We start from the raw sequence: 20024 nt of genomic DNA, 5'->3' as shown, positions 1-20024 counted from the left end.
AAGAAAGCTTAAATTAAACTTTTCATTGGTAAAGACAACACAACAACAACCAATTGTTTAATTAAATTTTAAAAAATTATTTATGATACCTAAGGTACATACACAAATTATTGAATTAGGAGATGGAAGAACTATCTCTATAGAAACAGGAAAATTAGCAAAACAAGCGCACGGTTCGGTTGTTGTTCAAATGGGTAAAGCCATGTTACTATGTACTGTAGTTTCTAACTACAAACAAAGTGATCTTGACTTTTTACCTTTAACAGTAGATTACAGAGAAAAATTTGCTGCTGCAGGTCGTTACCCAGGTGGTTTCTTCAAAAGAGAAGCAAGACCTACAGATGCTGAAGTATTAACAATGCGTTTAGTAGACAGAGTTTTACGCCCTTTATTTCCAAAAGATTACCACGCTGAAACACAAGTAATGATTCAGTTAATGAGTGCTGATGAAGATGTAATGGCAGATTCATTAGCTGGCTTAGCTGCTTCTGCTGCTATTCAGTTAAGTGACATTCCTTTTGAAACTCCAATTTCTGAAGTTAGAGTTGCAAGAGTTAATGGTGAATTTGTTATCAACCCAAGTAGAACATTATTAGAACAAGCTGACATTGATATGACTATTGGTGCATCTGCGGATTCTGTTATGATGGTTGAAGGTGAAATGGATGAATGTAGCGAAGAAGAAATGGCTGAGGCTATTAAATTTGCTCATGAAGCTATTAAAATACAATGTGCTGCTCAAGTTGCTTTAGCAGAAGCTTTTGGTAAAAAAGAAACTCGTGAATATGCTCCTGAAGAAGAAAATGAAGAATTAGCTGCAAGAATTCATGAAGCTGCTTACCAAAAATGTTACGACATTGCTAAAAAAGGAACTTCTAAAGTTGAAAGAACAAATGCATTTGCTGCGGTAAAAGAAGAAATTATTGCTTCATTTACTGAAGAAGAAATTGCTGAATTTGGTGGATTAGTTGGAAAATACTTCAACAAAGCGAACAAAACAGCTGTACGTGAATTAACATTAAGTGAAGGTTTACGTTTAGATGGTAGAAAAACTACTGAAATTAGACCAATTTGGTGTGAAGTAGATTACTTACCATCAACTCACGGTTCTGCAATATTTACTCGTGGAGAAACTCAAGCATTAGCAACAGTTACTTTAGGAACATCAAGAGAAGCAAACCAAATAGATATGCCAACTTACCAAGGTGAGGAAACATTCTATTTACATTATAACTTCCCTCCTTTCTGTACAGGTGAAGCAAGACCTTTAAGAGGTACTTCACGTAGAGAAGTTGGACACGGAAACTTAGCACAACGTGCATTAAAAGGAATGATTCCTGACAATTGTCCTTATACTGTAAGAGTTGTATCTGAAGTATTAGAATCTAACGGTTCTTCTTCAATGGCTACAGTTTGTGCTGGTACAATGGCGTTAATGGATGCTGGTGTTCAAATGAAAAAACCAGTTTCTGGTATTGCTATGGGATTAATTTCTGATGGTGACCGTTATGCTGTATTAAGTGATATTTTAGGTGATGAAGATCATTTAGGTGATATGGACTTTAAAGTAACAGGAACTGCTGACGGTATTACTGCTTGTCAAATGGATATTAAAGTAAAAGGATTATCATACGAAATTTTAGTGAGTGCATTAAAACAAGCTCGTGATGGTCGTTTACACATTTTAGGAAAATTAACTGATACTATCGCACAGCCAGGTGAAGAAGTAAAAGCACATGCTCCAAAAATGATTACAAGAAGAATTCCAAATGAATTTATTGGAGCTCTTATTGGACCTGGAGGAAAAGTAATTCAAGAAATGCAAAAAGAAACTGGATGTACAATTGTTATTAATGAAGATCCAGTAACTGAAGAAGGAATTGTTGAAATTTTAGGAACTGATCAAACAGGAATTGATTCAGTATTAGCTAAAATAGATTCTTTATTATTTAAACCTCAAGTTGGTAGCGTTTACGAAGTAAAAGTTATTAAAATGTTAGACTTTGGTGCTGTTGTAGAGTATTTAGAAGCTCCAGGAAACGAAGTTTTATTACATATTTCTGAATTAGCTTGGGAACGTACAGACAATGTTACAGACGTTGTTAATATGGGTGATGTATTTGATGTAAAATATTTTGGTAGAGACCCTAAAACTCGTAAAGAGAAAGTTTCTAGAAAAGCTATTTTACCAAAACCTGAAGGTTTTGTTGCTAGACCACCTCGTGATAACAACAAACCTAGAGATAATAGATCTAGAGATAACAGAGGTGATAGAAAACCAAGACAACCAAGAAACGATAAAGAATAGTAACTTATTTTTTAGTGAATATTAAAAAAGCCTCTCTTAATTGAGAGGCTTTTTTTAGTTTAAAAACAAAAGAAGGTAAATTACAAACAATTTTATTTGCAACTTACCTTCTGCCGTTTTTTAGAAAAACTTAGTATGTTTTTCTAATTTTTGAAATCTAAGAAATGACTAACCCATAATCATATCTACACTTGAAAATTAAGCTTACAAGAGTTTTAATCATAAGCTATAACTAATGGTTTGTTTTAACTCTCTTAAAAATAGAAATTAATTAACTCTTTATTTCTATTAAGTTTTCTAATAAACGATTTTATTTCTTATTTTATTTCAATATCCTGATCTACAAATTTCTTAATTGGTAAAACAACCGTTCCTTCTTTAGTTTTAATTGTAATACATATATTATCAATTTGCTGAATTACTCCTTCAAAGTTTTCTGTTTTTATCTGTTGCCCAACTTCAAAATTTTTCCTTGAATAAAATCCAAATAATAATCGAGTAACAATATCTCTGGCTCCTAATCCAAAAGCTATTGTAAAAGCAATTAATACAGAACCTAAAATTAAGGTTAAATTGTTTGTAATAATGTCTGTCTCTATTTCAGCCTGATTTAAAGCTGTAATTGAAACTACAACTACAATTGCATAAAAGGCAATATTTCCAACTAGATTAGCGCCACTTAATTCCAAAGATTTAAAAGTATCATGAATTGCATTCTTAATTAGTGAAGCCATATAAACTCCAACAACAAAAATTAACAACGCACTTATTAAAACTGGTAAATAGGCAATAAAACTCCCTATACCTTCAGATACCATTTTTAAACCTAACATATCTGATGCGATAACTATAAATATTAAAATCAAAAAATATTTTACAAACTTTAATATTATTTTAGAAGGAACAACCGTATAATCGCTTTTTCCAAAAAGTTCAGCATCATTTAATTTAGTTGTTAAGGAATCAATGTTTGATACTTTTAATAATTTTTTAAGTATAAAATTAACAACCTTTAATATTATCAAGGCTAAAATAATTAAACCTATTCCCAATAATAATTTAGGCATAAAACCTAAAAATTGATTCCATAAATCTTGCGCAAAGGATAAATTCATCTGATCTAATTGAATACTTAATTTCATTATTTATAATTTTGGGTTAGTTTTCTAAATTTACTTCTTTTTATTATTAATTGGTTTCTTTTCCGTATCCAACAGCTCAGAAACAGTATTAGGGTATTTTATTACAAAAAGATCGGCCAAATCAATAGAAAGCTTTATTAATGATATATCATTAATAACTTTTTCCTTCAATATTTTTGGAACCTCTTCGTTATGTAATATTTTCTTAAAAGGGTTATCCATTATTTAAGATTTTTATATACACTAATTAACTTTTCTTTTGCTCTTTTCAAACGCATTTTAACAGCGCTCCCCCCTATATCCATTGCTTCCTGAATTTCTTTTATTGAAAAATCATCTTGATATTTTAGCAATAAAATCATTTTTTCATTTGGATCAATCATTTCCAAAGCCTTTTTCAGCTTTTCAGATTTCATACTAAAAATAGTTTCATCACTTGAATCTAAGTCAGTATCATCCGGAATTTCACCTTCAAAATTCTTTTCATTTTTCTTATAATTATTTCGTGTAACATAATTTACACAAAAATTATATGTAAAAGAATACAGCCAGGTTGAAAACTTAGCTGTTCCTTTAAATGTTCTTAACTTAATAAAAAGTTTAATAAAAATATCATGTGTTAAATCTTGTGCCTCTTCTTTTGATGAAGCAAAACCATAACACTTATTGTAAACAACAGATGAATACCTATCATACAATACTGCAAACAAATGGGTGTCATTTGATTGCACTATTCTTTGAATTAATTCGTTATCCGATAATAACGATATGTTATCCGGTTGTTTCAAAAAATTACTATTGGGTTATAAGTTTTAGACACTAATTGATTTATTAAGTCACATTAAAAAAAAATCTTATTCTTTTTTGTAACATTTACAAAAATACAACGTATATATTATGTAAGCTATACATAAATCAAAAAAAATTAGATTTTAAATGAGACAACTAAAAATTACCAAGCAGGTTACTAATAGAGAAACTGCTTCATTAGATAAATATTTACAAGAAATTGGAAAAGTTGACTTAATTACTGCTGAAATGGAGGTAGAATTAGCACAACGTATTAAAGCTGGAGATCAAGTTGCGTTAGAAAGATTAACAAAAGCCAATTTACGTTTTGTTGTTTCTGTAGCAAAACAATACCAAAATCAAGGATTAACTTTACCTGATTTAATTAATGAAGGCAATTTAGGATTAATAAAAGCAGCAAAACGTTTTGATGAAACTCGTGGGTTTAAATTTATCTCTTATGCTGTTTGGTGGATTCGTCAATCAATTTTACAAGCATTAGCTGAGCAATCTCGTATTGTTCGTTTGCCTTTAAATAAAATTGGTTCTATTAACAAAATTAATAAAATGTATGCTTTTCTTGAGCAAGAGAATGAAAGACCTCCTTCTGCTGAAGAAATTGCAAAAAAATTAGATATGACCGTGAACGATGTTAAAGAGTCTATGAAAAACTCTGGTCGTCACGTATCAATGGATGCTCCACTTATTGAAGGTGAAGATTCTAATTTATACGATGTATTAAATACTGGAGAATCTCCAAACCCAGATAAAGCATTATTACACGAATCTTTAAAAGTGGAAATTGAACGTGCTTTAGAAACATTAACTCCTAGAGAGGCGGATGTTGTGCAATTGTACTTTGGTTTAGGTGATGCTCACCCAATGACATTAGAAGAAATTGGTGAAACTTTTGATTTAACTCGTGAACGCGTTCGTCAAATTAAAGAAAAAGCTATTAGACGTTTAAAACATACTTCTAGAAGTAAAATTTTAAAAACATATTTAGGATAATATTTTAATTACGAATTAGTAATTCGTAATTGAGAATTCACATTTAAAAAAGGCTTTTTGTTATTTCAATAACAAAAAGCCTTTTTATATATTTGTAAAAACTTAAATAACACTACTAAAAAATGAATAAACTTATTGCTCCATCAGTATTAGCGGCAGATTTTGGAAACTTACAAAGAGATGTTGAAATGATTAACAACAGCAAAGCTGATTGGTTTCATATTGATGTTATGGATGGTGTTTTTGTACCAAACATTTCTTTTGGAATGCCTGTTATTAGCGCCATTAAAAAACACGCGAAAAAAACAATGGATGTGCATTTAATGATTGTAAATCCAGATCGTTTTATTGAAGACTTTAAAAAAGTTGGAGCAGACATTTTAACCGTACATTATGAAGCTTGTACTCATTTACATAGAACAGTTCAAGCAATTAAAGCTGCGGGAATGAAAACTGGTGTTTCTTTAAACCCACACACTCCTATTGCTGTTTTAGAAGATATTATTAAAGATCTTGATGTAGTTCTTATTATGAGTGTTAATCCTGGTTTTGGCGGACAAAGTTTTATTGAAAATACATATAAAAAAGTACAACAATTAAAAGCTCTAATTGTATACAGTGAAGCTAATACATTAATTGAAGTAGATGGCGGAGTAACCGATCAAAACATAGAGCAACTTTCAGAAGCTGGTGCAGATGCTTTTGTTGCAGGTAGTTTTGTGTTTAAAAGCGAAAACCCAACAAATACTATTGCTGATTTAAAAAACTTAGTTTGCCCAAGTTAAACGGCATCTAATTCATATTGCTTTAGTAAATACATTAAAATATCTGTAGTTGTAATTATTCCAACTAAAATGCTATTATCAACTACTGGTAGTGCATGAAATTCGTTTTTTGATAAAATTTCAACTACAGCTTTTATTGTAATATTTGAATTAATGTGTATTGGATTTTTAACCATTATTTGTTCTATACTCAACATATTATAAATAGCGTTGTCTATTTTAATTTCCTGGGCATCATACGAATCTAAAAAACTAATTCTTTTTAAATCCGTTAAACTTAACATACCAACAATATGCTTATTTTTAACAATAGGAATATGACGAATATGGTTTTCCTTAAATGCTTTTTCAGCTTTATACAAATCATCATTTAAGCTTAACGTAATAAGTTTTTTTGTCATTATTTTAGATACCGGCTCAAGACGTTTCATAAAATTAGTTTTTTAGTTTACTTTAAAGTTCGATAAAATGAATTAAAATTATTATGATTTAAGTCATATTATTAATTTTGGAGGTAGTATCTTAGCTTCATCTTCAAACTAGTTTTTATCTTAATAACTATGTACTACAAGGTTTTTATCTTTTTAACATCTTTCCTCTTTTTAGGATGCTCATCTTCAAAAGAAGAAAAACTTCATATTGCAACTGCTGCAAACATGCAATTCGCTATGAAAGAGCTAACTAAAGAGTTTACGCAAGAATTTGGTGTAAAATGTGAAGTAATTATTAGTTCTTCAGGAAAACTAACTGCACAAATAAAAGAAGGAGCTCCTTATGATATTTTTGCTTCTGCAAATATGAAATATCCTGAAGAATTGTTTACAACAGGTTTCAGTATTAAAAAACCAAAAATATATGCATTAGGAAAACTTGTACTTTGGACAATGATTGATACTCTTAAACCGTCCATTAAAATTTTATCAAATAAAAGTATAAAACATATCGCTTCTGCAAATCCCAAAACAGCACCTTATGGAATTCCCTCAGAAAACGTATTAAAACATTACAATTTATTTAATAACCTACAACATAAACTTGTTTATGGAGAAAGTATAGCACAAACAAACCAATTTATAACTACTATGGCTGCCGAAATAGGGTTTACCGCAAAGTCAGTTGTTTTATCCCCTTACATAAAAGGTAAAGGTAATTGGATTGATATAGACCCAAATTCCTATAAACCTATTAAACAAGGCGTTGTTATTTTAAAAAATGGCCCTGGTTTAGCTAAACAAAAAGAATTATTCTATAAATTTCTGTTTTCAGAAAAAGGAAAACATATTTTAAATAAATTTGGGTATTCAACAGATTTGTAAATGAATGTATTAAAAGGTAACATACATAAATTAACGGTTAGCAATAATTTAACTTTAGTTAGTACTAAAGTTAATAATATTGAAATATTTGCCATTGTTATTGATACCGTAAATTCTGCACCTTATTTACAAGAAGGTAATGCTATTGATGTTTTATTTAAAGAAACAGAAGTTATAATTGGTATAGGAGAAACAAATGAATTAAGTATAAGAAATCAATTTATAGGAAAAATTGAAAGCATTAATTCTAATGAATTATTAAGTAAATTAGTAATTAAAACATCTGTTGGTTATATAAATTCAATAATTACTACGCATTCTTTAAAGCGGTTAAATTTAGAAATAGGAACTTTAGTAACCGCAATGGTAAAAACAAACGAAATTATGCTATCCGAATGATTGATTGGCAACCTTTAATATTAACTTTTAAATTAGCTTTTATTACAACAATAATATTGTTGTTTGTTTCTATTCCTTTAGCTTATTGGTTGGCTTACACAAAATCTAAACTAAAACCCGTATTTGAAACTTTTGTTAGTATGCCATTAGTTTTACCACCAACAGTTATTGGATTTTACTTATTAATTGCATTTAGCCCCTCAAACTCATTTGGAAGTTGGCTTAATAATTGGCTAGGTATAAAACTAGTATTTTCTTTTGAAGGCTTACTAATAGCATCTATAATTTATAGTTTACCTTTTATGGTACACCCAATACAAGCGGGGTTTTCAAACTTACCTAAATCATTAAAGGACATGTCTTATGTTTTAGGAAAATCAAGAACAACAACTATAATAAAAGTACTTTTACCCAATATTAAAACATCTCTACTTACAGGAATTGTACTTGCTTTTGCACATACTATAGGAGAGTTTGGGGTAGTTTTAATGATAGGTGGAAATATTCCAGGAAAAACAAAAGTTGCTTCCATTGCTGTTTATGATGAAGTTGAATCTTTAAACTACGATGCTGCAAATTCTTATTCATTAATTCTATTTGCACTTACATTTACAATATTACTAGTTGTCTATTTAATAAATGGAGGTTATTTAAATCACATTAAGAAATGATTGAAATTGATATTCATAAAAAATTGACATCTTCCTTAGGTGAAATGGATTTAAATATTCAAACAACAATTACAAAAGGTAGCTTAGTTACTTTATATGGAAATTCAGGCGCTGGAAAAACATCTATTTTAAGAATTATTGCAGGGCTTCTTCAACCAAACTCAGGAAATATTATTGTAAATGGAGAAACTTGGTTAAATAGCGCTAAAAGAATAAATTTAAAACCTCAGAGACGAAAAGTAGGTTTTGTATTTCAAGATTACGCGCTGTTTCCAAATATGACTGTTAAAGAAAATTTATTGTTTGCACTAAATAAAGGTGATAACACTAAAATTGTAAATAGTTTAATTGAAATTATTGAACTTGGAGAGTTGCAAAACAGAAAACCAGAAACACTTTCAGGCGGTCAGAAACAACGCGTTGCTTTAGCAAGAGCTTTGGTTCAAAAACCTTCTATATTAATGTTAGATGAACCACTTTCTGCATTAGATTCTGAAATTAGATTTAAATTACAACAGTATATTTTAAATGTTCACAAAGAATATAACCTTACAACATTATTAATAAGTCACGATATTTCTGAAATTATAAGAATGTCTGATAAGGTTCTTGAAATTGAATTTGGAAAAATTACGCGTCAAGGAAAACCTAACCAAGTTTTTAACTATAAAGATTTAAGTGCTAAATTTCAATTCACAGGAACAATTATTGAAATTAAAACACAAGACTTTCTATATATCCTTACAATTAGAATTGGTAAAGATTTAGTAAAAGTAGTTGCTGATGAAACCGAAGGTGAACATTTAAAAGCGGGTGATAAAATCTTGGTTTCTGCCAAAGCTTTTAATCCCATCATTCATAAAATAGGTTAGGGATTATTTTTTATTATGTATCCATGGTTATTTTAAAATAAGAAATTTGTAAATTTCTTATAATATACTTTTAATTTATAGTTAAATAAAACTCTTCGTTAACCTTCAAAATAACATATATCACAACTTTTTTTAAAATTTAATGGGCATACACTTTGCTTTTTTAAAATTTCTAAATTTACTGTTAAAAATCATTTTCAAATTTAAAACAGCTCCAGAGCTGCTGTATTTTAACATATTTTTAAGAATAAGCACATATGTTTCAACTTAAAAAACATATGTTATCCGTTTAACTTGTTTTTTTTTAAACATTTGTAACATCTAAACTTAAAAACAAATTAAATATGAAATTCAATTTTCTTGTTAATTGGAAACTCAAAGCCTCTTTTATAGCAGCAATGTTATTATTGAGCTTTAGTGCAATTCAAGCGCAGACGCTTACCGTAAAGGGTAATGTAACTGGAGATGGGCAACCACTACCAGGTGTAACAGTCTTAGTAAAAGGTACAACTAACGGAGTATCAACAGACTTTGATGGAAATTATGTTATTAAAGCCAATTCAACTGACACATTAATATTCAGTTTTATGGGATTTAGTTCAAAAGAACAAAGGGTAAACTCAAGAACTAGTATAAATGTTGTATTAGATACTGATGTTGCTGCTCTTGAAGAAGTTGTAGTAATTGGTTATGGAACTCAGAAAAAGAAAGAATTAACCGGTGCTGTTGTGCAAGTAAAAGCTGATGTATTGGCTCAAACTACAACTTCAGATATTGGTGCTGCTTTGCAAGGACAAATTGCAGGTGTAAACGTTGCTTCTAGTTCAGGTGCTCCTGGTGAAGAAGCAAACATTGTTATTCGTGGTTTTAGTTCATTAATGGATGGACAAAGTGGTCCATTATACGTAGTTGATGGTATTCCTTATGATTCGGATCCTCAATTAAGTATTAGTGAAATACAATCTGTTGATGTATTAAAAGATGCCGCTTCTGCTTCTATTTATGGAACTCGTGGTGCCGGAGGGGTAATTTTAATTACTACTAAACAAGGTACAGTTGGTCAAATGAAAATTTCAGTTGATTCTGAATATGGTGTCCAACATATTACTTCTAGTTTCGATCAAATGACTAAAGAAGAATATACCTACCTTCATAATTTAAGAGGCTCTTTAAATACTAATAAAGTACAAGGAGGAGTTGATGGTGATATTTCAAGAAATGCAAGTTATTTTACGAATAACACAAACATTGGAGATGTATTATTAAATGACAATGCACCAATTCAAAATCACCGTATTAATGTTTCTGGTGGTACAAAGGGATTAACATATAACTTTAATGCCAACTATTTCCAACAAGAAGGGTCTTTCTACAACTCTGACTACAAAAGATTTAACGTACGTGCTAATACGATGTTTACCAAAGGTAAATGGAAAATAAATACTGCATTAACCTTTAAAAGAGATGATCAATTAAAGCCTTGGACGGGTATGATGAATAGAATTTATGAATACCTTCCTTTTAAACCTGCAATTAATTTAGATGCCAATGTACTTTCAGACGCTTCTGAAATAAGTACTGACGATCCTCTAAATGACTGGAAACTTAATGAAGCTCGATCTTTAGCTAATTCGTTAAGAACTATTAAAACCACAGACAACAGAGCTGGTAACAGCCATACTGGAAATATTACAATTGATCTTGATGTAACAGAATCATTAAAACTGACTGGTAGATTTGGAATTCAATATGGAGATAATAAATGGGTGAAAATAGTTCCAAGATATGATATTTACAATACGGAAGGTAATTTAATTACGAATCCCGCAAATATTACATCACAACAAATTACAGACATTACTTCATCTAAACTTACATCAGAGGTTTTTGCTAATTATAGTAAAACATTTGGATTACACAGTGTAAGAGTTTTAGCAATGACTTCATTTGAAGAATCTAAAAATGAACGCTATAGCTTAGAAGTTAGAAATAATTTAAATCCTGCAATTACAGTTTTAGACAATTATGAATTACTTTGGGATATTTCTTCTGGAGGATATGATTTCACAAAAACATTGATTGGTAACTTAGCCAGAATACAATATAATTATGATGGTAAATACTTATTAAGTGCAAGTGGACGTTATGACGGTTCTTCGCAATTTGGAGAAGATAACAGATGGGGGTTCTTCCCTTCAGTATCTGTAGGTTGGAATGTATCTGATGAAAATTTTTGGGATCCATTAAAAAGTGTAGCTAACTCTCTTAAATTAAGAGCTAGTTATGGTACTACTGGTAATGATAGATTTTCACCATATAGTAACCAAGCAGTTGTAGAACCAGGAAATGACTATGTTTTTGGTAGTAATAGTCCTTCTGGAGATGTTAATAATCCATCATCAGAATCAGGTGCTCTTGGAACCACTCAATTGGCATATTCAAATGCAAATTTAAAATGGGAAACCAATGTTGAGCAAAATTTCGGTTTCGACCTTGGATTGTTTAGAAATAAATTGACTATTTCTGGAGATTTTTACAAAAATGAAAAGAAAGATTTATTATATCAAATTGTAAACCCACCATCAACTGGTGTATCAGGAGGTAATCGTAGCACCGTATTTAATGTTGGTAATATGGAAAACTCTGGTGTTGAATTTGCTGTAAATTACAGACACAAAACAAGTGGAGATTTCAGTTGGAACGTTTCAAGTACCTTTACACAAAATACTAATATTGTTACAAAAACAAGTCCAAATAATCCTATTATATACTTAAATAATGGATATCTTTCTACTAAAGGTTCTAGAGAAATTGTAACTGTTATTACAGAGGGTTACGAAGCAGCTGCCTTCTTTTTACGTGAAACAGCTGGAATTATAAAAACTCAAGAGCAATTAGACCAGTATAAAGTATTAGATGCTAGTGCTAAAATGGGAGAGTTAATGTATATAGATCAATTAACTGTGGATACAAATGGTGACGGGATTGCTGATGCTGCCGATGGACAACTGAATGACAGTGATAGAGTATACCAAGGTAGTGGATCTCCAGATTTTGAAGGAGGGTTGAATTTCTCTGCAAAATTCAAAAGATTTGATTTTTCAATGGCATGGTATGGTTCCTATGGTGCTGAGATAATGAATGGTAGTAAAGCGTATGCATACCAGGCAGGTGTACATAAAGATTTATTCTATTCTTGGACACAACATAACCAAACTTCCGATGTGCCTTGGTATGATGGTAATGGAACCAGATCTTATAGAGGTGGTTCAGACTTTTTCTTAGAAGATGGAGATTTTATTAGATTGAGAAATATTTCTTTGGGGTATTCACTACCTAAAAAGGTAATTGAAAAATTAGGATTTAGTAAATTTAGAATTTACGCACAAGCCCAAAACATATTGACTATTACTGACTATACTGGTTTTGATCCAGAAGTAGGTGGTAACGGATTAAGCACGCGTGGAATTGACCAAGGAAGATATCCAATATCTTCTCAATTCAAAGCCGGTATACAACTTCAATTTTAATTTAAAACAGGCTGAAGATGAAAAATATACACAGAAAATATAAAAAAAATATATTAATGATACATAAGACATTTTATAAAGGTTTAATTGCCCTAGCTGTAATTGCCTTTTCATTTCAATCCTGTTCAGATGAATTGGAGCAAGTGAACCCAAATGCACTAACACTTAGTACATATTGGCAAAGTGCAGGTGACCTAAATGGCGGATTAAATGCTGCTTACGCCTCACTAAGAGACGAGAATATTTTAGGTATAGAATGGGAATATACACGTACAGATATTGCGGTACCATTCTCACAAAGAAGTAAATCAACAGGTAACCCAATTTATGATCAAAGTTTTGATTTAACAACCAATCAGGTACAAAGCAAATGGGATGCATGTTATAAAGGTATTTTTAGAGCGAATCAAGTAATTGATGGATATAAGAAAATTGAATCTACTTTTGTAGGAGATGATGCGATAGAAACAGCTAATTTAATAGTTGCACAAGCCAGAGCCTTAAGAGGTTATTTTTACTATGTTTTACACCACGCATATAACAAAGGGTCAGTGCCATTATTTGATGCAGTTCCTGTAGATCTTGCAGATTTTCAAAAAGCTTTTTCTTCTGCAGAAGAAGTACTAGCATTTTACAGAGCCGATTTACAATTTGGAATGGATAATTTACCAGGAACTTACAATGCTTGGCAATCTGAAGTTGGAAATGGTAATTTAGGACGTATTACAGGTGGTTTTTGTGAAGCTTTATTTGCTAAAAGTTATATTAATGAAAATGATTTTGCTACTGCAGAAATCTACTTAAAGAATGTAATGGATAATTATGGATATAACCTTACTGCTGATTTAGCTGAAAGCCTTACAGGTATGGCTGAATTTAATGAAGAATCGATTTTTGAAATCAATTATTCATATGATGCCAATCCATTAGGTTTAGGAGAACAAAATCTTTCTCAAAGACTTTCACACAGGTTAAACGACGGTAGTGTAGTTCAATATACTTCTTGGCTTACACAAAAATACAGAAATGAAAGAGTAGATCCTTTAGATCCTGCAAACAGAGTAAATAGAAATATTTACCTTGCTAATGGTGATCTTGATAGTATTCAGGAAAATGTTTTGAGATATTACAGCCATCGTATGAACAATTCTATGTCGTCTGTTGATGATAGAGATGGTACAATGTATGGTGAAAATAATGCATTGTATGGAGCAGCAGTAAGCGCTGGTACTCACTCAAGACAATTCCCTAACTATATTAAAAAGTTTACAGGCTGGAATGTAAATAATGGTGGTGCTGGTGAAGATGAAAGCACTGATAAGAATGATAGATCTGATATTAATATTCCTATTATGCGTTTAGCTGAAGTATATCTTTTATATGCTGAATGTATGATTGAAAAAGGAGATTTAACTGAAGCGTTAAGATATATTAACCGTATTAGAAAACGTTCTCATTTAATTTTATTAGGAAAATCTAGTGAGTCAAGTGCCGAATTTGCAGGTGGAACTACTACGTATATGGATGATATTGATTTAGATGCTTCAAACGGAGAGCAATTTGTAACTTTAAGTAATTTAATGGACCATTTAAGATTTTCTGAAAAACCACTAGAGCTTGCATTAGAAGGTGACAGAACAATTGACTTAAGACGTTGGGGGGTTTGGAAAGAACAATTAATACATATTGCATCATTTCAATATGATAGTTGGAATTATAAAAACAACGCTCAGGCTAAAAACCCTACTAGATGGAGATCATTTGCTATGCCAATAGGAGAGATTCCTACATATTCAGATCCCAATCTTCCGGTTTATCCATTTAGACTACCAAAAGAAAATCCAGCAGACCTTTTTGTTAATGGAAATAGAAGAGCTAACGAACCTCATTTAAGAGATCAATTAACGGGTTCTCAGAACTTTATTGAAGATATTCATAGTTACCTTCCAATACCGCAAGATGAGATTAATTCTAACTTAAACTGGAATAATTAATTTAAGAATTCAGATTTAAAACCTGAAAGTTTAAACTAAAATATTAAATTATGAAAAACATAAATAAACTAATAAAAACAATGTTTTCATTGTCGCTTATAACACTACTATTTATTAGTTGTGATGATGATGAATATGTAGCTCCTGGATCTTTTACAGATTTGTCGTTTACTTGGACAACGGGTGCTTCCTCAGACAGAGTGTCGGAGGTAAATCGATTCTATTCCATTAGTGATCTATCAGCGGGAGCTGAATTCGTTGAATGGACAATTCCATCAAGTGCTTTCTTTTTAAAGGGGCCAGTTCCTAATAATTTAGACAATCACGATGCCTATATTCAAAATCCTGGAGAAACTACATCTAATGATAAAACAATTAGTGTATTATGGAAAGAAGGAGATTCGCTTTCCGAAATAAGATACTATGGTATTTTTAATGATTCCACTTCTTTTATCTTTAATTTATATTACGACAACACACCTGGAATTCAAAGAGATGTACCAGACACTATTAAAACTGTGAATATCGATGGTAAATGGATCGCTGATTATACATTCTTAATTGATGTTTACGATACTGTAGTTGCGGTTCCTGAAGTAAGATATATGGATGGAACAATTCTTGACCATCAAAACACAGATGCTGTTACCGTAACTTTTGGAGATAAATTAATTTTCGAAGATATGAGTGGATTAAGACCTGATAATGAAAATATTGGACGCCCTGAAACTGCTAAATGGCGTATGCACACTCTTGAAAGTGATACAACACAACAAACAAATGTTTTTAACCAAACTACAACTAGAGTTGAATTAACAGATAGAATAGTAGATACTATTACGTTTGATGACCTTGGTGAATATCAAGTTGAATTAAAAGCATCAAGAGCAAGAACGGAACGATTAAAAGCAAGTGATAATATTTATGATATTCCTACTGTATTTACCGTTGTACCTTTAAATGAACCTTTAACATATTTAGGAGATGTTGTAGAATCTGATGCAGATTTAATTCAAATAGACTTAAGTCATAGAATAAGACCATTAACAGAAAATGTTGCTGGTAATTTTACTGTAGAAGTTGATGGAATTGCAAAAACTATTGAGTCTGTATCTAGAAATAGTAACGGTACACGATTATTTATAGCTTTAGTAGACCCTATTGTTCCTAGTGATGCATCAAAAATAGTTACTATTTCATATGATGGTGCTAATGCAGACCTTAGATCTTTTGACGAACGTCCACTAGAAGCATTTGATAATTTACCAATTGATGTTTATGTTCCACAACCAGTGGTTCAACAAGGAGATATTGTTGAATTAGAGGATCAAACAATACAAATTCCTTTTGACTCAGCATTTGATCCTACATCATTAACTGATCCAACTGTTGGATTTGAAATTTTAGTAAATGGAACATCATTTGATATTGCTTCAATTAGTATTAATGTTAGTGACGCTAAAGTATTAGATGTTAAATTGGTTGAGCAAATTTACAGACCTGATGTAATTACTGCTTCATATGATGGCTCTGGTACTATTGCCAATGTTGGAACTGGAATAATTAATGCATTCATTGCTAAAACAGTGGTAATGCATGATGTAAACTTATTTGGAGAAGGTGGAATGGAAGATGCGGAAGGATCTTCTTGGGTAGCTGATGCAGCTAATGCAGGAGGGACTGTTGAGTATTCAACAGAGCAAGCTGCTAATGGAACTTATAGTCTTAAAATGGCTACAGTTGGTGCTGAAAGAGCAAGAGCCAATAACTTGTTAAGTCCTGCTGATCTAAAAGCTGGTGTAACTTATTCTATTACTTACAAACAATATATTGTTTCAGGGAATACAATGACAGCTGATAAAGTTTACACAATGGTTCCTAAAACTCAGTTAAAACCAGTAACTTTTTATAACGATAACCCTAAAGATGCATGGTTTGATGTAACTTATGATTATACTCCAGGTTCAGATGTTTCTCAATACATGTTTATTCAAATAAACCCAGGAGAAGGAACAATTTATTTTGATGATTTCAAAGTGCAAACAAAAGAAGTTAGACCTTAATTAAGTTTATAATATTTAATAAAAAACCTGCAATTAACATTGCAGGTTTTTTTATATACTTGTGTTACATAATATTGTAATGTAGGCAACAAAATTTAGTACATTTGCAAAATGGAAAACGAAGTTTCAAAAATATTTGGTTTAAGAGCTGTAATAGAGGCTATAGATTCAGGTAAATCAATTAGCAAGGTATACTTACAAAAAGGTTTAAGTAGCCCTTTACTTTCAGAATTGAATATACTTATAAAAAGAAATAAAATTTCTACGAGTTTTGTTCCTATAGAAAAACTAAACAGGTTATCTAAAAACGGGAATCATCAAGGAGTTGTTGCACAAACCTCAGCAATTGAATTTGCAGATTTAGATGCACTTATTACTTCTTCTTTAGAAAAAACAAAGGCACCATTATTTCTATTATTAGATCAAGTTTCAGATGTTCGAAATTTTGGAGCTATTATTAGAACTGCTGAATGTACAGGAGTTGATGGAATAATTATTCAAAAACAAGGTAACGCACCCGTTAGCGCTGATACTATAAAAACTTCAGCAGGAGCAGCATTTAAATTACCTATTTGTAAAGTTGATCATATAAAAGATGCAATTTTTCAATTTCAAGCTGCTGAGATACAAATTGTAGCGGCTACTGAAAAAACAGATAATCTTGTTTATAGTGTTGATTTTACTTTACCTACAGCATTAATTATGGGTTCTGAAGATAGAGGTATTAATCCTTCTATTTTAAAAATAGTTGACGTAAAAGCTAAACTTCCTTTATTAGGAGATATAGAATCTCTAAATGTTGGTGTGGCTTGTGGAGCTATTTTATACGAAGCAACAAGACAAAGATTATTATAATTTAATAATCTCACTACAAATAAAAAAAGGTGTAAAACTATTAAATTAGTTTTACACCTTTTTTTTATTTAAAAATCTAAATTTCTTCTATAGATTCAGGTTCTTCTTCTGGAGGATTAAAATTACCATCTTCATCAAAATAGCTTTCAAACTCTTCATTTTTAGTATATTCAAACTTTTTCTGTTGAGGCCCCATTTTTCGATATATAACTGCAAATAAAATTCCTGTTATAAAACCAGCTAAATGACCTTCCCAGGAAATTCTTTCTTCAGTAGGAAATATATACCAAATTATACTTCCATACAGAAAAACTACAACAAAAGAAAGTGCCGTTAATCTATAGTATTTCCTAATTATACCGCTAAAAAAGACAAAACTCACCAATAAATACACAATTCCACTAGCTCCTATATGATAAGAAGGTCTTGCTATTACCCAGGTTATTAAACCTGTTAAAATCCCTCCATAAATAAGAATTTTAAAGGCTATCTTTTTATAAAAAAAGAATAAACTCCCCATCATTACTAATAATGGAACTGAATTATTAAATAAATGTTTAGCATCTCCATGTATAAATGGAGAAAATAAAATACCTCTTAACCCCACCAAAGATCTTGGATAGACTCCATATTTATTAAAATTATAACCAAATTTAATTTCAATAAAATAAACCAGCCACATTAATATTATTATAAAAACAGGAATTGAGACTACTCCCCTATTATATTTAAAATTCTGTTGATCCATAGTTTTATTGTATATCAAATATACACCCAAAAACTTAAAAAGGAAATAATGACAGTTCCTTTAAAGTTCCTTTCATTTATTTATTATTTTTACTCCATGAATGAACCATTAGCAGAAAGAATTCGCCCAAAAACTTTAGAAGACTATATTAGTCAGCAACATTTAGTTGGAAAAAATGGCGCATTAACTCAACATATTAAAAGAGGATTTATTCCTTCTCTAATATTATGGGGGCCTCCTGGTATTGGTAAAACCACTTTGGCTAATATAATTTCAAAAGAATCTAAACGACCTTTTTACACGTTAAGTGCTATAAGTTCAGGCGTTAAGGATGTAAGAGACATTATTAATAAAGCAAAACAAAGTGGTGGTTTATTTACTGAAAAAAATCCCATTCTATTTATTGATGAAATTCATAGATTTAGTAAATCTCAACAAGATTCTTTATTAGGAGCTGTAGAAAAAGGTTGGGTAACTTTAATTGGAGCAACTACAGAAAACCCTAGTTTTGAAGTAATTCCTGCCCTACTTTCACGTTGTCAGGTTTACATTTTAAATTCCTTCAGTAAAAATGATTTAGAAGAGTTGCTAAAAAGGGCTCAAAGTAAAGATGAATTCATTTCAAAGAAAAAGATTGAAATTAAAGAAACAGAAGCTTTATTAAGAGTTTCTGGAGGAGATGCTAGAAAATTATTGAATATTTTTGAATTGGTTGTTAATTCTGAAGATGAACCTATTGTTATAACTAATGAAATGGTTTTATCAAAAATTCAAAAAAATACCGTTTTATACGATAAAACTGGTGAGCAACATTATGATATTGTTTCTGCTTTTATTAAATCTATTAGAGGAAGTGATCCAAATGGCGCTGTTTATTGGCTTGCAAGAATGATTGAAGGTGGTGAAGACGCTAAATTTATTGCTCGTAGACTTTTAATTTTAGCTTCAGAAGATATCGGAAATGCAAACCCTACAGCCTTAATTATGGCAAACAACACCTTCCAAGCTGTAAATACTATTGGCTTTCCTGAATCACGCATCATTTTAAGTCAGTGTGCTGTGTATTTAGCAAGTTCACCAAAAAGCAATGCGAGTTACGAAGCTATTGGAATGGCGCAACAAATGGTTCGTGAAACTGGTGATTTATCCGTTCCATTACATTTGCGAAATGCCCCTACAAAATTAATGAAGGAGCTTAATTATGGAAAAGAATATAAATATGCCCATAGCTACGATGATAACTTTGTTGAGCAAGAATTTTTACCAAAAGAAATACAAAATACTCAATTTTTTAAACCAGGTAATAATCCTAGAGAAAATAATTTAAGAGACTTTCTTAAAAAACGGTGGAAGAATAAATACAATTATTAATTGTCATTCTGAGTGATAACGTAGAATCTTAGGTGTTAGTAAATCTAGTATTCTTTATTTCGTTTCACTTCAGTCAGAAATTCAAGTTAAATCCGTCACACTGAACTTGATTCAGGGTCTCATCATATTAGTTAAAAGTAATTATAAAATGCTGAAACCAGTTCAAGCAC

Annotated in this window: 17 protein-coding genes; 12 read left to right on the top strand and 5 right to left on the bottom strand. The window is 30.8% G+C overall.

All coding sequences use genetic code 11. The features are described 5' to 3' along the window. The first annotated feature begins 82 nt into the window (after window positions 1-82). Window positions 83-2308, top strand: a complete 2226-nt coding sequence (locus DAD81_RS02380) for a polyribonucleotide nucleotidyltransferase (protein WP_111706624.1) — start codon at window positions 83-85, stop codon at window positions 2306-2308. Window positions 2309-2625: 317 nt separating this feature from the next. Here DAD81_RS02380 and DAD81_RS02375 read toward each other — a convergent pair whose 3' ends face one another. From DAD81_RS02375 to DAD81_RS02365, 3 genes are read right to left on the bottom strand one after another with little or no spacing between them, the layout of a single operon-like run. Beyond that, window positions 2626-3450, bottom strand: a complete 825-nt coding sequence (locus DAD81_RS02375) for a mechanosensitive ion channel family protein (RefSeq protein WP_111706623.1) — start codon at window positions 3448-3450, stop codon at window positions 2626-2628. 30 nt (window positions 3451-3480) lie between these two features. Beyond that, complete coding sequence (locus DAD81_RS02370) at window positions 3481-3672, bottom strand: hypothetical protein (RefSeq protein ID WP_111706622.1); 192 nt, start codon at window positions 3670-3672, stop codon at window positions 3481-3483. Beyond that, window positions 3672-4238: an RNA polymerase sigma factor gene (locus DAD81_RS02365; protein WP_111706621.1), complete on the bottom strand. Its 567-nt coding sequence runs from the start codon at window positions 4236-4238 to the stop codon at window positions 3672-3674. The genes DAD81_RS02370 and DAD81_RS02365 overlap by 1 nt, the downstream gene beginning before the upstream one ends. A 148-nt stretch (window positions 4239-4386) precedes the next feature. Here DAD81_RS02365 and DAD81_RS02360 point away from each other — a divergent pair, with 148 nt between their 5' ends. After that, window positions 4387-5250 (top strand): sigma-70 family RNA polymerase sigma factor, encoded by an 864-nt coding sequence (locus tag DAD81_RS02360; RefSeq protein WP_090225171.1) that lies wholly within the window; start codon window positions 4387-4389, stop codon window positions 5248-5250. A 122-nt stretch (window positions 5251-5372) separates the two neighbouring features. Continuing rightward, window positions 5373-6035 (top strand): ribulose-phosphate 3-epimerase, encoded by a 663-nt coding sequence (rpe, locus tag DAD81_RS02355; RefSeq protein WP_111706620.1) that lies wholly within the window; start codon window positions 5373-5375, stop codon window positions 6033-6035. Here rpe and DAD81_RS02350 read toward each other — a convergent pair. Then, entirely contained in the window at window positions 6032-6466 is a 435-nt protein-coding gene (locus tag DAD81_RS02350; protein ID WP_111706619.1) for a CBS domain-containing protein, read from the bottom strand. The two genes, rpe and DAD81_RS02350, sit on opposite strands and share 4 nt — an antisense overlap. 129 nt (window positions 6467-6595) lie before the next feature. Here DAD81_RS02350 and modA point away from each other — a divergent pair, with 129 nt between their 5' ends. The 8 genes from modA (at window position 6596) to rlmB (ending at window position 17735) form a co-directional block, all read left to right on the top strand. Continuing rightward, window positions 6596-7351 (top strand): molybdate ABC transporter substrate-binding protein, encoded by a 756-nt coding sequence (gene modA / locus DAD81_RS02345; RefSeq protein ID WP_111706618.1) that lies wholly within the window; start codon window positions 6596-6598, stop codon window positions 7349-7351. Continuing rightward, complete coding sequence (locus tag DAD81_RS02340) at window positions 7352-7750, top strand: TOBE domain-containing protein (RefSeq protein ID WP_111706617.1); 399 nt, start codon at window positions 7352-7354, stop codon at window positions 7748-7750. It begins immediately after the preceding gene. Next, a complete protein-coding gene (gene modB, locus DAD81_RS02335; RefSeq protein WP_394340147.1) occupies window positions 7750-8421 on the top strand; it encodes a molybdate ABC transporter permease subunit in 672 nt (223 codons plus the stop codon). The genes DAD81_RS02340 and modB overlap by 1 nt, the downstream gene beginning before the upstream one ends. Further along, window positions 8418-9293 (top strand): sulfate/molybdate ABC transporter ATP-binding protein, encoded by an 876-nt coding sequence (locus tag DAD81_RS02330; RefSeq protein ID WP_111706615.1) that lies wholly within the window; start codon window positions 8418-8420, stop codon window positions 9291-9293. The genes modB and DAD81_RS02330 overlap by 4 nt, the downstream gene beginning before the upstream one ends. Before the next feature lie 344 nt (window positions 9294-9637). After that, window positions 9638-12823 carry a SusC/RagA family TonB-linked outer membrane protein gene (locus DAD81_RS02325; RefSeq protein WP_111706614.1) on the top strand — a complete coding sequence of 1062 codons (3186 nt, stop codon included), beginning with the start codon at window positions 9638-9640 and terminating at the stop codon, window positions 12821-12823. Window positions 12824-12879: 56 nt separating this feature from the next. Beyond that, window positions 12880-14817, top strand: coding sequence for a RagB/SusD family nutrient uptake outer membrane protein (locus DAD81_RS02320; protein WP_179950009.1), 1938 nt, complete (start codon window positions 12880-12882; stop codon window positions 14815-14817). Between the two features lie 50 nt (window positions 14818-14867). Continuing rightward, complete coding sequence (locus tag DAD81_RS02315; protein ID WP_111706612.1) at window positions 14868-16880, top strand: hypothetical protein; 2013 nt, start codon at window positions 14868-14870, stop codon at window positions 16878-16880. Window positions 16881-16991: 111 nt separating this feature from the next. Beyond that, the gene (rlmB, locus tag DAD81_RS02310; RefSeq protein WP_111706611.1) at window positions 16992-17735 is read left to right on the top strand and encodes a 23S rRNA (guanosine(2251)-2'-O)-methyltransferase RlmB; all 744 of its coding nucleotides are present in this window, start codon (window positions 16992-16994) and stop codon (window positions 17733-17735) included. Window positions 17736-17811: 76 nt separating this feature from the next. On the opposite strand, the gene DAD81_RS02305 is transcribed toward rlmB, so the two are convergent. Next, the gene (locus DAD81_RS02305; RefSeq protein ID WP_111706610.1) at window positions 17812-18483 is read right to left on the bottom strand and encodes a rhomboid family intramembrane serine protease; all 672 of its coding nucleotides are present in this window, start codon (window positions 18481-18483) and stop codon (window positions 17812-17814) included. 96 nt (window positions 18484-18579) lie between these two features. Between DAD81_RS02305 and DAD81_RS02300 the strand changes: the two genes are divergently transcribed. Beyond that, the gene (locus tag DAD81_RS02300) at window positions 18580-19854 is read left to right on the top strand and encodes a replication-associated recombination protein A (protein WP_111706609.1); all 1275 of its coding nucleotides are present in this window, start codon (window positions 18580-18582) and stop codon (window positions 19852-19854) included. Window positions 19855-20024: the final 170 nt, after the last annotated feature.

The sequence above is a fragment of the Lutibacter citreus genome (assembly GCF_003260195.1).
Classification (GTDB): domain Bacteria; phylum Bacteroidota; class Bacteroidia; order Flavobacteriales; family Flavobacteriaceae; genus Lutibacter; species Lutibacter citreus.
This window is presented reverse-complemented; position numbering and strand designations above follow the sequence as displayed.

What these genes read in the sequence shown, in the direction of transcription:
- DAD81_RS02325 (WP_111706614.1), top strand. Translation starts at nt 9,638, where the DNA reads ATGAAATTCAATTTTCTTGTTAATTGGAAACTCAAAGCCTCTTTTATA.
- DAD81_RS02300 (WP_111706609.1), top strand. Translation starts at nt 18,580, where the DNA reads ATGAATGAACCATTAGCAGAAAGAATTCGCCCAAAAACTTTAGAAGAC.
- DAD81_RS02315 (WP_111706612.1), top strand. Translation starts at nt 14,868, where the DNA reads ATGAAAAACATAAATAAACTAATAAAAACAATGTTTTCATTGTCGCTT.
- DAD81_RS02305 (WP_111706610.1), bottom strand. Translation starts at nt 18,483, where the DNA reads ATGGATCAACAGAATTTTAAATATAATAGGGGAGTAGTCTCAATTCCT.
- DAD81_RS02370 (WP_111706622.1), bottom strand. Translation starts at nt 3,672, where the DNA reads ATGGATAACCCTTTTAAGAAAATATTACATAACGAAGAGGTTCCAAAA.
- DAD81_RS02375 (WP_111706623.1), bottom strand. Translation starts at nt 3,450, where the DNA reads ATGAAATTAAGTATTCAATTAGATCAGATGAATTTATCCTTTGCGCAA.
- DAD81_RS02380 (WP_111706624.1), top strand. Translation starts at nt 83, where the DNA reads ATGATACCTAAGGTACATACACAAATTATTGAATTAGGAGATGGAAGA.
- modA (WP_111706618.1), top strand. Translation starts at nt 6,596, where the DNA reads ATGTACTACAAGGTTTTTATCTTTTTAACATCTTTCCTCTTTTTAGGA.
- rpe (WP_111706620.1), top strand. Translation starts at nt 5,373, where the DNA reads ATGAATAAACTTATTGCTCCATCAGTATTAGCGGCAGATTTTGGAAAC.
- DAD81_RS02340 (WP_111706617.1), top strand. Translation starts at nt 7,352, where the DNA reads ATGAATGTATTAAAAGGTAACATACATAAATTAACGGTTAGCAATAAT.
- rlmB (WP_111706611.1), top strand. Translation starts at nt 16,992, where the DNA reads ATGGAAAACGAAGTTTCAAAAATATTTGGTTTAAGAGCTGTAATAGAG.
- DAD81_RS02330 (WP_111706615.1), top strand. Translation starts at nt 8,418, where the DNA reads ATGATTGAAATTGATATTCATAAAAAATTGACATCTTCCTTAGGTGAA.
- DAD81_RS02350 (WP_111706619.1), bottom strand. Translation starts at nt 6,466, where the DNA reads ATGAAACGTCTTGAGCCGGTATCTAAAATAATGACAAAAAAACTTATT.
- DAD81_RS02360 (WP_090225171.1), top strand. Translation starts at nt 4,387, where the DNA reads ATGAGACAACTAAAAATTACCAAGCAGGTTACTAATAGAGAAACTGCT.
- DAD81_RS02320 (WP_179950009.1), top strand. Translation starts at nt 12,880, where the DNA reads ATGATACATAAGACATTTTATAAAGGTTTAATTGCCCTAGCTGTAATT.